Origin of the sequence: Shewanella sp. TC10 (assembly GCF_009663145.1) — a bacterium.
Lineage (GTDB): Bacteria > Pseudomonadota > Gammaproteobacteria > Enterobacterales > Shewanellaceae > Shewanella.
On sequence record NZ_VKHR01000022.1, the window covers coordinates 34,057 to 47,576 of the forward strand.

The 13,520-nt window shown below is 38.8% G+C and carries 13 protein-coding genes; 2 read left to right on the top strand and 11 right to left on the bottom strand.

Features of this window, described 5'->3' with window-relative positions:
• Nucleotides 1–26 precede the first annotated feature (26 nt).
• Nucleotides 27–3,563: a PAS domain S-box protein gene (locus tag FNZ24_RS09630; protein WP_194945029.1), complete on the bottom strand. Its 3,537-nt coding sequence runs from the start codon at nt 3,561–3,563 to the stop codon at nt 27–29.
• Nucleotides 3,564–3,816: 253 nt separating this feature from the next.
• Between FNZ24_RS09630 and FNZ24_RS09635 the strand changes: the two genes are divergently transcribed.
• Both FNZ24_RS09635 and FNZ24_RS09640 read left to right on the top strand, forming a co-directional pair.
• Entirely contained in the window at nt 3,817–5,052 is a 1,236-nt protein-coding gene (locus tag FNZ24_RS09635) for a SpoIIE family protein phosphatase (RefSeq protein ID WP_153914271.1), read from the top strand.
• Between the two features lie 219 nt (nt 5,053–5,271).
• On the top strand, nt 5,272–5,670 hold the full coding sequence (locus FNZ24_RS09640; RefSeq protein WP_153914272.1) for an ATP-binding protein: 399 nt from the start codon (nt 5,272–5,274) through the stop codon (nt 5,668–5,670).
• 329 nt (nt 5,671–5,999) lie between these two features.
• On the opposite strand, the gene FNZ24_RS09645 is transcribed toward FNZ24_RS09640, so the two are convergent.
• The 10 genes from FNZ24_RS09645 to FNZ24_RS09690 form a co-directional block, all read right to left on the bottom strand.
• The gene (locus tag FNZ24_RS09645; protein ID WP_153914273.1) at nt 6,000–6,299 is read right to left on the bottom strand and encodes a hypothetical protein; all 300 of its coding nucleotides are present in this window, start codon (nt 6,297–6,299) and stop codon (nt 6,000–6,002) included.
• Nucleotides 6,300–6,434: 135 nt separating this feature from the next.
• Nucleotides 6,435–6,836, bottom strand: a complete 402-nt coding sequence (locus FNZ24_RS09650) for a hypothetical protein (protein WP_153914274.1) — start codon at nt 6,834–6,836, stop codon at nt 6,435–6,437.
• Between the two features lie 164 nt (nt 6,837–7,000).
• Nucleotides 7,001–7,447: a DUF4240 domain-containing protein gene (locus FNZ24_RS09655; protein WP_153914275.1), complete on the bottom strand. Its 447-nt coding sequence runs from the start codon at nt 7,445–7,447 to the stop codon at nt 7,001–7,003.
• Between the two features lie 104 nt (nt 7,448–7,551).
• Nucleotides 7,552–8,043: a DUF4262 domain-containing protein gene (locus FNZ24_RS09660; protein ID WP_228768439.1), complete on the bottom strand. Its 492-nt coding sequence runs from the start codon at nt 8,041–8,043 to the stop codon at nt 7,552–7,554.
• Nucleotides 8,044–8,566: 523 nt separating this feature from the next.
• A complete protein-coding gene (locus FNZ24_RS09665; protein WP_153914276.1) occupies nt 8,567–8,833 on the bottom strand; it encodes a hypothetical protein in 267 nt (88 codons plus the stop codon).
• 119 nt (nt 8,834–8,952) lie between these two features.
• Complete coding sequence (locus FNZ24_RS09670) at nt 8,953–9,222, bottom strand: hypothetical protein (RefSeq protein WP_228768440.1); 270 nt, start codon at nt 9,220–9,222, stop codon at nt 8,953–8,955.
• 128 nt (nt 9,223–9,350) lie between these two features.
• The gene (locus FNZ24_RS09675; protein WP_153914277.1) at nt 9,351–9,638 is read right to left on the bottom strand and encodes a hypothetical protein; all 288 of its coding nucleotides are present in this window, start codon (nt 9,636–9,638) and stop codon (nt 9,351–9,353) included.
• A 122-nt stretch (nt 9,639–9,760) separates the two neighbouring features.
• Complete coding sequence (locus FNZ24_RS09680) at nt 9,761–9,994, bottom strand: hypothetical protein (protein WP_153914278.1); 234 nt, start codon at nt 9,992–9,994, stop codon at nt 9,761–9,763.
• 123 nt (nt 9,995–10,117) lie between these two features.
• Complete coding sequence (locus FNZ24_RS09685; RefSeq protein ID WP_153914279.1) at nt 10,118–10,492, bottom strand: hypothetical protein; 375 nt, start codon at nt 10,490–10,492, stop codon at nt 10,118–10,120.
• Nucleotides 10,493–11,727: 1,235 nt separating this feature from the next.
• A protein-coding gene (locus tag FNZ24_RS09690) for an IS3 family transposase (RefSeq protein WP_153914280.1) occupies nt 11,728–12,872 on the bottom strand; the annotation gives its coding sequence in 2 pieces (ribosomal slippage) (nt 11,728–12,620 and nt 12,620–12,872; 1,146 coding nt in all).
• Nucleotides 12,873–13,520 lie beyond the last annotated feature (648 nt).

Here is a 13,520-nt window from a genome sequence, read left to right on the forward strand (position 1 = left end):
ATAATTCCTTTTTTATTTCAACTTTTCTATTCATCTGATTCAATATTAAACTTGTGCTTAATTTGAGATAAACTTTGTTCAGCAACGATAAAGATATCTTCAAATAAGCTAGATAATGGCTCGTCACTCGTTCTTGATGCAGCTTCTAATTTTGTGGCTATTTCTGAAAGCTTTTGCGCACCAAAACTGCCTGCACTGCTTTTTATGGTATGCACTTGATCTTCGATCTCATCACGGTTTCCTTCAGGGGTAAGCGCTGCTAAAGTATCGATTCTCATTTTAGTTTCGCCGTAAAATACTTTCATCATTTTAGCTAAACTGGCTTTACCTACGGCTTGTTCCAATTCATCAAACACTTGTTGATTTAATAATTCAGCTTTCAGATCATCACCTTTGGCATGACTAGTTTCAGAAGCATCAGTTTCTTGAGCCTGTAAATCAGAGCTTAACTCATCAACTGGGGACTCAATATTTGAAGCTTCTTCTTGGTTATTAGATTCAGTGTCTAATGCAGCATCGAGTTCTATATTGTCAGGCTCGTTTAGCACTAATTGCATTCCCATCCCCATTTCAGGTTCTTGCACTACTCGGGCTAGCCAATGACTCACACCTTTAATCAAGTCTGATTTATTAACGGGTTTACCAATACAATCTAACATCCCTACAGCTTTACAAGCCGCAATTTCCTCACTAAACACATTCGCCGTCATTGCCAGTACTATTTGATCGGGTTTGTGGGCTAAAATTTTCTGACAAGCCTCTAGTCCATCCATTTCAGGCATTCTGATATCCATCAGAATTAAATCAAAATCATGTTTTAGGCCAAGCTCTACAGCTTCAACACCATTGTTTGCATAGGTCATCACTGCGCCTTCGTTGGTTAACATAGTGCCAGCAACCATTTGGTTTGCGGGACTATCTTCAGCCAATAAAATTCGACAACCATTTGGTAAGCTTACTGCTTTCTCTAAGGATTTTTCGTGGGTGTTTTCAGCAGTAGCACCACTGATAAGGCTGAGTAACATCTCACGACTAAGTGGTTTACTGACTGACTCTTCTATACCAAGAGATGTGATTAACCCTTGAGCATCATTGTTCACTCCCGATGACAATGCCGAGATATAACCTGTCTCGAACAAGTAGTCACTTCTTAACAAGCCAATATCTTTTTCTTTCGCTTCAAGTAAACAAGCATCATCAAGCATGACTAAATCAAACCGGCCACGGACACGTGTGCTATTGAATACATTGGTAACTTGATGTTCATACTTGGTCTCGACGCCGTATTGACTATATTGTTTCTTAATCAATTTACACACAGTTTCGTCTGGGTGAATTAGTAGCACTCTTGGGCGTTCTGGCAACCTTACATTATGGTTAGTCGCTTGACTTGATTCATCTAGTAAAACAGACAGCGTAAATTGACTGCCTTCACCGAGTTTGCTGGTAACAGAAATCGAACCACCCATCATTTTTGCTAACTCTGAACAAATCGCTAAGCCTAAACCTGTACCTGCATAACTGGTTGTGTGAGTATCATGCACTTGAGAGAACTCTCGGAACAACTTCTCTTGAGAAGCTTCACCAATCCCAATCCCTTGGTCAGTAACACGGCAACATAATTCAACTTTGTCATTACCACGATTCGGGATCCACATTTCAACAGAAATACAGCCACTGGTTGAAAACTTAATCGCATTATCGACTAAGTTTTGTACCACCTGTCTAATTCGCTGCGCGTCACCCACCAGCATTTGCGGCACATTGCGATTAATATAACTCGCTAGATGAACCCCTTTATCGTGGGCTTTATGGGATAAGATTTGCAGTACTTGAGCAACAAGTTGATCAGGCTCAAACTCTTTAGGTTCTAACACCATTTGACCGGCTTCAATTTTAGAAAAATCAAGAATGTCATTAATCGTGCTTAATAAAACCGAGCCAGCTTCTTTAGCCGTGCGGGCATACATTCTTTGCCCTTTTTCTAGACTTGAATCCAGTAATAAATCAACACTGCCTAACACGGCATTCAGTGGTGAGCGAATTTCATGACTCATGGTCGCTAGGAAACGGGATTTAGCCTTACTGCCCTCTTCAGCTTGCTCTTTTGCTTGGCGCAGCTCTTCTTCTTTAGATTTTTGCTCTGAAATATTACGTAAAAATGCGGTGTAATACATTTCATCACCTAACTGAATAGGAATCACCCTTAATTCCACAGGAAATTCATCACCCGCTTTGTTATGTGCCGGTACTTCTATTCGATTATTAAGTACCGGGCCCTCACCTGTCTTTCTATGGTGTTCCATGCCATTTTTATGTGCTTTATGAAAGCCATCTGGAATGATGAGGTCCTCTAGTAATTCCCCCAACGCCTCCTCACGTTCATAACCAAACAATTTCACCGCTGCCGCATTAAACTCTTCCACACGGCCAGCTATATTAATGGTGATTAACGCATCATGGCTCGCTTCAAGAGTCGCTAAGTGAATAGATTGGGTTCTCGCTGCGGATGCTTGTTCGCTCTTGAGCTCAGAGACGTCTTTGATAAATCCAAGAAACAATATTTCCCCATCTATTTCCATCTTAGAAATAGATAATTCAATTGGAAACAAATGACCATCTTTATGCTGCGCTTGTAATTCCCTTCCACGGCTAAAACCAATTATTTTGGCATCGCCTCCATTCAAATAATCTTGAATGTAGCCATCATGCATAAACCGATCAGCCATCGGCATCAAGATTGAGACGTTCTCTTCAATGAGCTCTTCTTTTTCATAACCAAAAAGTTTACTGACCGCATTGTTAACTTCATTAATCACGCCATCTACATCAATAATTACAAAACCATCAACCGCTGAATCTAATATGGTATTAAGCCGGACATTCGCGCCTTTTAAGTCATGGCGTTCTTCATCAACGGTTTTAAGCATTGCATTAAAAGCATTGGTTGTGTCGGTAATATCTTGAGTGCCAGGCTCAGCAACCTGTACTCCCATTTCTCCCTCAAGCACTCTTTTAGAAGCATGTTGAATATTGAATACATGCTTAATAAGACGTAAACCCTGAAACCAAGATAAAATAGAAATAAGGATAATCACCAGCAGCATCAAAGCACTATATTTCACAGCAACATTTTCAACACTGGTATCAAACTCGACAGTATTAACCATCACCTTAATATCAATGCCATTGCCATTATTTGATTGTGCTTCCACTAACACTAAATCTTCAGTTCGTACTGATAAATCTGGGGCTAGCAGTTCAAAAACACCTTGGAGATTTCTCTGCGCGGCATATAGGCGAGTGCCATCTTTGAATATTTGTACCGATTCGATATGACTAATTTGGTGTTCTTCTAAAGACTGTTTAAGAAGTAATATAGATTTGCGGGGCTGATTGACATCAACACTATTAGCAACCAATACAGCTGACAAGTGACCCTGTTGCTGTATTTCGGCTTGATTGGCTACCTGAATAACGCCAAGACTGTTGTAAATAAGCATTAACAGTAATGCAGCTTGCATTAACCCTATGGCGATAATAGCTTTTAATCTAAAAGACAAATTCCTTCTCCTAATGCCGCTTACAAATCTATCCATGTTATTGGGAAATAACCACTATATATCCAATATAAAGCATGCCACAACTCACTATGGAACACCTCGTTGCATTTTGCAAAAATTAATTTGCAAAATGAAAATACGCTATATTGCACATTGCGAATAATCAAATATAACTATGATAATAAACAATAAATAAATTTAGGAACATAAATTGCTTTAACTCTCTATACCTCTTTATTTTTAGGAAACAGCTATGCAAAATGCAAGTGCTCCTGCAAAAAGAATGTCAATTTTATTAGTGGAAGACACTTTTAGTGAGCGTTATTACATTGCTAGCCTTTTACAAAGCTTCGCACCTGAAGGCGTGGAGTTCATCATCACTCAATGTGAAGACGGGCTTACGGCACTTGATACCTGTAAATTACATAATTTTGATTTGATCATTAGTGACTGGCGCATGCCGAATATGAGCGGAGTCGATCTGTGTAAGCGTTTAAAAGAAGCCAACAACCCTGCATTTTTTATATTGTTAACCGGTAACGATAAAATTCAAGATATGGTTTATGCCATGGAAACAGGCGCCGACGACTACATAACTAAGCCGTTTCTTGCATCAGTGCTTAAAGTAAAAGTTCAGGCAGCAGTTCGATTGATCCAAGCCAAGCAGTCAATTATTGATAGCAAACAAAAGCTTGAGTCTATACTCAGTGATAAGCAAACAGAGCTAGAACAAGCCGCTTTACTTCAGCGTTCGCTATTACCGAAAGAAAACTTAGCCTTTAATGACTGGCATGTTAGACATTACTTTGAACCTGCAGCTGAACTCGCTGGTGACATATTCCAATGTTTTACCATTACTGATGATTGGATTGGCTTTTATGTCATTGACGTTTCAGGTCATGGGGCACGCTCTGCCATGCTGAGCTTTACTCTTGCTCAAGGCCTTTCTCCGCAGCGAATGGACTGGTTACTTCCAGCAGAAACCTTGATGCAAAGACTCAACCTCTTATTTGATGATCCTGCAAATCTCGGCCAATTCGCTACAGTGATTATTGGTAAAATTAATACTAAAACCCACCAACTTCAGTTGTGTAATGCCGGTCATCCAATGCCTTTGGTCATCTCTAAGTATGAAATAAAAACACTCGATGTTCCCTCAGGACTGCCGATAGGCGTAGATAAAAACAGTGAATATAATACGGGTGAATATCAGCTTAATTCCTCAGAGCAATTACTATTATTTTCAGATGGCGTTTATGAAGTAAATCATCCTCAACATGGCATGTTTGGATTAGAGAGATTCAAACAACGCTGCTTTGAATCTAGAGAAATGCCAGCCAATAAATTTCTTGAACATTTAACTTATGTATTAAATCTGTGGAAACAAAATGAACCACAGGATGATATGTCGCTTTTGCTTTTTAGCGCCCCTAAAGACGATAGAGCAGACTTTGAAGTTGAAGACATGTTAGTTAATAGCACTTTATAAATAGCCACTTTTAAATAGCTGTTTTTAAATAGCTAGTTTTAAATAGCTGTTTTTCAATCACAGCGAATACAGATTAACCAGAGATGGCTCAGCAAGTGATGAGAAAAATGCTTCATATTTAAAAGTGGTCATATTAAAAATTAGTCATATTTCAAAGTAGTTTAGTTTAACAAATCAAAGCCATATATTTTGTCTTCATCAGGCTTTTAAGGATGAGTAATGAACAACTTACAAATGAATATTTCATTGAATGAAGTAGCACCAGAAAAGGTTTACAACCAAATTGAAGCGTTTTTACTGACTCATGACATAGAAACACAGCTAAGGTTTAAAATCATTTTATGTATTTTAGAATCGGTAAATAATGTTATTCAACACTGCCCTGATAGCGCAGAGACAATCACTGTCATGATTCAAAACCAGCAAGATAATATCGTTATAGATATCCTAGATAACACTGACTTTGTAAAATTATCAGCACCTAAAAAATGCCCAGAGATTGATAAGCCCAATGGCAGGGGATTATGGATTATGGAGCAATGGATGGACCAAGTACAAAAACAAGCAACTGTGCTCGGCACACATTTACGACTTTCTATGCAAAAGCAGCCAGCCTAATATTGTTATAAAATGTACTAGCTCAGACTTGATCATAGTGCGATATTTATGCTGCTGTTTAGCTATAGGTTTGGGCCAGAATCAGGACTCAAAGGTCAGAGCATAAATTGATGCACTAATTAGTTTTGATGGAATCGATTGGTCAGTATTTGAGATAACAAGACCCCAAATAACGTTTTATGTGAGCTGACTAATTAACCATGTTTTAAGGCCAAAAAAGGCAAACATTTCGGCAATGGCAGCATCAAATGGTTTATTGACCGTATAGAGAACTCTATTAACATTAAACCTAACTCATTTCAGTACATAAATGCGTTTGTAAAGACCGGTTAAGGGGCTTGATAGATGTTATTTACAACCAACAAGAAGAGAATCAACCCCAGAATAATTATACCTACACCTATTGCGCAACCCCATAAAACTGTAAAGCCTATAAATCTAATTTTTTGGCCTGATATGGAGAAGTGCTTCGGTGCTAATGTTAATGGCCAAATATTACTTTGAATTGATAAATCCCGCTTCGGAGCAGAAGGCAGAATGTGTTTATAAAGTAGTTGAGGAAGAACAATAATAATTAAGAAAAATGTAAAGGCCAATAAGCCTAAAATATAAAACATTATCGTTTCCATGATCACCAAACCTTCCTTAACACCTAACGCCCGCTTAAGCGGACAAATTTTTTTGGTTATAATGTGGAGCGAATCGGAATCTAACCAACTGTTTTTTTGTTCCGTTTAAATCGCTTTTTAAGTGCCAATTATCAGCTAAACATTTTGATTGAAACGGATTACATCCATATCATTTCCATATGCCATTGCCAATTTGTCGGTGTCATTAAAAAAGAAAGTAATCCAAACATTATTCATTCTCTTTTCCCAATTTGATGACTGCCCATACCTTGCTAGATATAGTTTTATCTTCTTTCTCTTGCCAAAGAACGTTAAACGCCCAGTAGGATCGTTATACCAAACAGAGGAAGCAATTCCATTCTTTTCATAAACAGCTACTTCAAAGAATTCTGTCGATATCTTGTAAGACACCTCTTCATCTTCTACTGTTTTAGAAATATCATCCTTTGCATTCTTGAGGATATCCAAAGCATCAGATATTGGAATACCTAATGGGACGTGAGGAGTTTCTATTTTTCCTGACCATATACCACGCAAATTTAACAATTCCTTTTAGCATTTAACGAAGTTAGCAGCGGCCGTTAGCAGCGCCGCAGTGTAGGTGTTTGTGTTGTGCTAGCGTCAGCGTGAAAGCACATAAGCAAACGCCGGAACGGAGGTCCAGCACCTTAGGTGAGATGTTGGCTAACTTTGTTATACGCTTATTGACAACCACCCGCATTTTTGTATGTTTCATAATCTGTTGAAGAAACATACCCCCACTCTTTATCATTTTTCTGCTCATATGCCTGTTGTGCGACAAACAGTATGGCCTCGAATTCCATATCTTTAGGGAATTCCTTTGGATTGTCTAAGATATGCTGAAAAAACTCTTTGCCATTGGCTACGACAACACATCTGGAATAGAGAAAACCATCTACAGAAAAGTATTTTTCATCGCTGATATAAGCGTCTTCGCCTATTTCTTTCGCATGCGCTTTAGTATCAAGTGCGTGGAGCTTTTGCGTCAATAACTCTTCAAATTGAAATATTTCTTCGTCAGATTTCTGCGACAAACAGTCTACGACTGGCTCTACAACGAATTCGTCGTCCCCGGACTCATCCCAATTGAGCATTCCGATAATGCTCCAGAATTCATTTTCGCTCATGACTCTCCTTACGTATAATGCCTCATTAAGAAGCGAGTTTAGGCTTGATATAATTGTGACGAAGGAGCTCTGCAAGCCTTGACGAGCCTCCCTTTAATGACTTGTTATATTTTACTTAGCACACCAGTGTGATTGAGTATCGGCTGTGCCCAATTGTAAAAATCAGATGTGCCAGAATCCCAAGGCCACAAACCTTTGGTAGTAGGCCAAATCATTTGCAGCACTTTAAAATTATCCCCGTTGTGCAACCATAAGCCCCAACCTAAATATTCTTTGTAGTGTGATTTATCAACCTCGATAAAACACACATCAAAATCACCAAGAAAATTTGAATAGAATTTCCCGGGTTCAAACGATTCACCCGCAAGCAGTCTATCTTTGTAGTTATTAACTACAGAGTGAGCCAAATCGTTATTTAGCCCGACAATTAATAAATCTGGTTTATTTTGCTTTTTGTTTATACCGATAGAGTAGGTAAATTCTGGCTCTTCTTCACTTTCCATGACTTTCATAACATGACAACCAAATTCATCAATATTACTTAGTGCTTTTTGATCCTGCTCGTTCACCAAACTCTCCGTAAAATAACGCCCCATTCAGGGACTGATAATTGTTGGCTAAAATATGAAGCGGAGCGGAACCAGCCAACTGTAATTTGTCCCGCTTGAACACCTTGCTATGTCTGCTCAAATTTACGGTAGAAACGAGTAAAATAGTAGTAAAGCACGAAACTGCCAGCAACATTTGTAAATACTATTATTAGAAAACCGATGAATGCTTTTATCCAACCAAGGTCTGATCTATGTAGATATAGGCCCGCCAAAGCAACAATTATTAGCGCAGCCATATTGCCAATGAGAGTGATAGATAATCCAATATGAATTACTCTCAGCACACCTGTAAGAATGCTGGCTGGTGTAAAAAGGAACACTAATGCTAGCAGGAAAAACGATATTATCAGGGTTTTCCAAATGGATCTGAGCTTTTGATTCATGAGAAATGTTCAATCCTAATGGTGGCATAACGCCCATTTAAGGGGCTGATAATAGTTTGCTAAAATTGTGAAGCGAAACCGAGCAAACTGTTAGCAGTCCCGCTTTAAATTCTTGTTATGTGTTTTTACACCAAGCCAAATTTAGCTAATATAAACAACAGTATAAAACCAAAGTTTAGACCTAAACCACCATAGCAAACCAGACGTCTTACATAAAGTCGATTAGGTTCATACCATTTAGTTTGAAATAAATGTGGGACTTGCCAAATCTCAAAATTGCGGCAGTCGTATTTTTCTTTTAACGATAGATTAATAGATTTAGGCGCAAGCAAAACACCTGTAACAAAAACGACAAAAGAAACAGCAAGAAGAATTAAAATTAAAACTAGCATTTAGAACTCCTTCCTAGAGAAACACATAACGCCCATTTAAGGGGCTGATAATAGTTTGCTAAAATTGTGTAGCGTAGCGAAACCAAGCAAACTGTTAGCAGTCCCGCTTTAAATTCTTGTTATATGACGCCTTCAACACGTTTTTCATTTGTGCCAAATGTCCCCAGCCAGATAAATAAAAATGCAAAAGCCATATATTTAAATACAAAAGCATAAAAGCCCCAATCCTCACCTTGCACAGAAGTATATCTACTCGATTCAGCTATACCCGTTGAAAACGCAATATAAACTTTGTGCAAAAACGGAGCTGATATTAATAAGCAAAATACTCTTATAGGCCAAACCCATTTGGCTTTAATATATAGCTTCATTAATTTCACAGGTCTCAAATAACACTCCCAATTATTCAGGCATATAACGCCCACATTAAGGGGCTTTTTATTAGTTTGCTAAAATTGTGAAGCGAAGCGGAACCGAGCAAACTGTAAAAAGTCCTGCTTTAATTGCCTTGTTAGGTTTAAATTTCTGCAAGGTACAAAGCTATAAGTTCTAGAGACCAGTAGCTAAATAATAAACCAAGCTTAAACTTCATATGCAAGCTAGAGTAGAGTCGAATTTTATCGGGCTCAACTAATGGTTGGTTTAAGTGATGCCTTTTTAACGCACCAAAAATCGAGTATGCAATCGCGATAGGTAAAGGTAATAACATAAGAGGAATTGACGTATACCAATACCCAATTAAGGGAATTCCAATTAGAACCCAGTCACCAAAAGTGATCATGGGATATTTAGACCTAGCTTGCACCAATACTCCTTTAAACCTAACGCCTCATTCAGAGGCTTTTAATTGTTGGCTAAAATGAGAAGCCAACTGTAAAAAGCCCTTTGCAATGCCTTGTTAGGTGTTTTTGCGCTATCACTTAAAATTTAATTTTCAGACGCATCTTCATGCCATATTTGTTGAATCTTAATGCCTTTATCAAAAGTTTTATCACTATCATCTGAAAAATGCACTTCAACTCGAATATCATTTTCATCATCTGATAGTTGAACCCAATCAACCCACTCGATAATTGGGGAGACTGTACCATCTGAGTTTACTATTCGATAACCTTCACCAAGGTTTTCTGACATAACACTTTCAATTTTATCTTCATTCATAAGATACTGCCTGACAATCCATGACACCTAACGCCGCATTAAGGTGCGAGTAGCATGGCATAAACTTTGGCGAAGCCAAAAATGCCATGCGTTACGAGTCACTCTTAAATGCTTTGTTATAACTCAAACCCAAATTGGCAGCTGATAGATTTTTCCATTTAGATCCACAACTACTGCTTCGACGTATACTTGATGGTTGTCAGCACGATAAGCCGATATATAAAATTCATCAAAGCATTCAATGGGCAAACTGTGAGATTCGCATAACTCGGGTAGCCACTTGCGATAAGCAAGAACCGTCTTACGCACTCTAGGCGTTAGCTTAAACAGCTCTTCATCTTTAGCTGGAATCCAACTGATCCTGACTAAATCACCTGCTTTAAGGCTAACCAGTTTGAAGATATCATCACGGACAAACCCACCATCGATGTAATTTTCGCCACTAAAAAATGATAAGGTGAAGTTCTTAGCCACACCTTTGATATTCTTCAGTTTCACAATTTATCCTTGAGTTATAACAGCTTATTAGCGAGAATTCCGATAAACACCCATTGGCTACTTACCAAAATTGAACCGCTTCATAGATTAATTTGTTAATATTTTTAACAACTTAACAGCCATCATAATTTAAATCAATCGTCGAAATAGTGGATGAAACCGAGAATAGAGATAACCGAGAATTATCTTGGGTCGTTATGTAAACCTCCCGTAGGGTAAAATATTTATTTTTCAACGGTATAGATTTGTTTGATTGGTAAATCCGAGAATTGTTGCTTTTACATAACGAGAAGCAAATGCTGTCAATTTCAGCTTTTTAAATATAACTGTATATAAATACAAGTGTATAAAAGGCTAACAAGCTTTGGGCTGAAACGAGTTATCCGTTTATGTTTTGTACTTCATCTATATTGACTCAATTTCAGTAGTCCATGACTGCAATTTAACCCATTGCCTGCCGCAGGCTATCGTGCAAGCACGACTGTGACACGCTGCAAGTTCATCCCTGAAAGCTCGGCCATGACGTCCATGTCATGAACGGTCACAGCCGCGCTTACACCCGAATTTTCATCTCTTCGATTTGACTATATTCGCGACGACTTAAAGAGCAAAAAGATACAAATCTAAAAGACTCAGTTTGAATTGAGGACGCAGAGAAAATAGCGTGAGCCTGACAGGACGTCAGGCTAGCTTTCGCGGTGCAGAGACACCCCATCGGAAGCGTTAGCATTTTCACTCTTTGCAATAAAGAGGTGGCCGAAGCAGTCTACAAGCGAGGTTAAAAGCTGGATGATTCTCCGTTGGAAATTTTGCTGTTTAAATTTCGCCGGAGCTGCGGAGCCTAATTCTTAAATAAAGAGTATAGAGGGTATTACTGTTGATACCCTCTTGGTCGGGTGTGGGTGGAAAACCCACGACCTTGATTTAGATTCTATTCAAATAGAAATCATTAGCTGACTAAAGCTGCTAACAAGTTTTGGAGCCACCAATTCAATACTTCATTTACATATACTCAATTTCAGTAGGCCATGGCCAGACTCACGCGATTTTCTCGATTGCCTCAATTCAAGTTAAGTATTCAATCCTTTAAAAGATTTTTTAATCTAGCAATAACAAACGAACCTGCGGGCTCAATGGCCTCCGTTGGAAGTGTCCGAATGCGTTGAGCTAATTTTCGTGATGGAGGCAGGACTGATGTGGTCAAGTAAATCTGTACACGCTTAGGGGAGTTATTATCATGCCGCCATTTCAGCTGCCGTTGGGGTCATATAATTATTGTAACTATGCCCGCGTTTTGTATTGTAATGTTTCAATATGTAGTTCAGCACATCATGTTTTGCTTCATTAAAATGTTGATATCCGTTCTTTGGCATCCATTCCGTTTTATAGCTCCTAAAAAAACGCTCCATTACGGCATTATCCCAGCAATTACCACGGCGGCTCATGCTCTGATTGATTTGGTATTTCCAGAGCATTTGTCGATACTGAAGACTGCTGTAGTGACAACCTTGGTCTGAATGAAATAATAGACCTTTAGGCCGTCCACGACTTTCAAAAGCCATTCTTAAAGCTGCACAGGTCAAATCTGTATTCGGACTATCAGCACAAGCCCAGCCAACTATTTTTCTCGCATATAAATCCATGACTACCGCTAAATATAACCATTTTGTTCCAGACCAAATGTAGGTGACATCACCACACCAAACCTCGTTTTTAGCGTTAACATTAAATTGTCTTTTTAGCAGGTTAGGAGCTATTTTTGACTCACTTTTAGCTATTTTGTATCGATGCTTTCTGAGCTGAGTGCTCACCAAACCTGCATATTTCATTAAACTTGCAGCTTTATAGCGACCGACATTCTCGCCTTGCTGATTTAATTGACCCGCAATGGTTCTAGCGCCCGCAGAGCCTCGACTATCACTGTGTATCTCAATAGCTTGCTCACATAGTCGCTGATAATCAGGATTAACTATACCGCGATGTTTTAGGTGATAGTGATAGCTACTTCGTGGCACATCAAACAACTGACATAGTTGTTTAACAATGCTTTGCTCTCTTGATAGTGACTCAATTAACGCTATCGTTTGATGTTGTCTTGCATTAAGAGAGCGGTAGCCTTTTTTAAGATGTCTTTCTCCCACTCAATCTTCTTAATCCTGGCTTCTAACTCTTGAATTTTTCTCTGCTCAGGTGTCATGGCTGTCGCTGTTGGCGTTATACCTTCAAACTCTTCTGATAACTGCTTTACCCAACGCCTAATGGCTGTTGGGCCTACGCCAGTCGCTTCGCATGCTTCACGTACAGAATAGCCTTGTTTAATCACAAGATTAGCCGCATCAATTTTAAATTCTGTTGAGTAAGTAGGTTGAGTCGTCATCATTTTTACACCAATTTATATTAAGGGGAGTTTACCCCATATCGGTGTACAGATTCATTAAGCCACAACAGACGCCGACATAGCCTCAGTTGAGCCATGGATGGCGAATCTGAGGCGGTAGTAAATTCGCTCTATAGCATGAGGAACAACACTTCGCCGGAGCGGCAAGGGATGTCGAGAAGGGAAATGCTGTTGTTTCCCTTTCGTCTGGTGTGGGCGAAGCGCCACGACTTTGATTTTTTTTCAAATGATAACTTCTAAATTTGAAACAAGCTTTGGAGCAAAAACGACTTACCTGCATCTGCTTTGTACTTCATCATTATTAGTTCTGTTACTGAGAGTCATTACTTCTATCTAATCCATTGCCTGCCGCAGGTCTGTTCGGCTTCTTTGAATCTCGCTCATCACCTTTCAACTTGAAACATAGTTGCTCAATAGTCACTGATTTCATTCTTCACGAATAAATATTCATCTTTTTGCAATTTGCAAAACGCGATAACTAGCATCAAAACCGTGTTGCAAACAGCAATTAACCTCATTGCAAACAGCAAACCTTCAAACCAAACTAAAAACAAAATACAGTAAACCACTGATTTTAAACAACATAAATTCTGGCACGCTAACTGCAATATCTAATTACAAGCACAAGAG

Bases quoted from the DNA above. Each gene is read 5' to 3' on its own strand.
- FNZ24_RS09645 (WP_153914273.1), bottom strand. From the start codon at position 6,299: ATGGAAACGATAATGTTTTATATTTTAGGCTTATTGGCCTTTACATTT.
- FNZ24_RS09640 (WP_153914272.1), top strand. From the start codon at position 5,272: ATGAACAACTTACAAATGAATATTTCATTGAATGAAGTAGCACCAGAA.
- FNZ24_RS09680 (WP_153914278.1), bottom strand. From the start codon at position 9,994: ATGAATGAAGATAAAATTGAAAGTGTTATGTCAGAAAACCTTGGTGAA.
- FNZ24_RS09665 (WP_153914276.1), bottom strand. From the start codon at position 8,833: ATGCTAGTTTTAATTTTAATTCTTCTTGCTGTTTCTTTTGTCGTTTTT.
- FNZ24_RS09655 (WP_153914275.1), bottom strand. From the start codon at position 7,447: ATGAGCGAAAATGAATTCTGGAGCATTATCGGAATGCTCAATTGGGAT.
- FNZ24_RS09660 (WP_228768439.1), bottom strand. From the start codon at position 8,043: ATGGGGCGTTATTTTACGGAGAGTTTGGTGAACGAGCAGGATCAAAAA.
- FNZ24_RS09635 (WP_153914271.1), top strand. From the start codon at position 3,817: ATGCAAAATGCAAGTGCTCCTGCAAAAAGAATGTCAATTTTATTAGTG.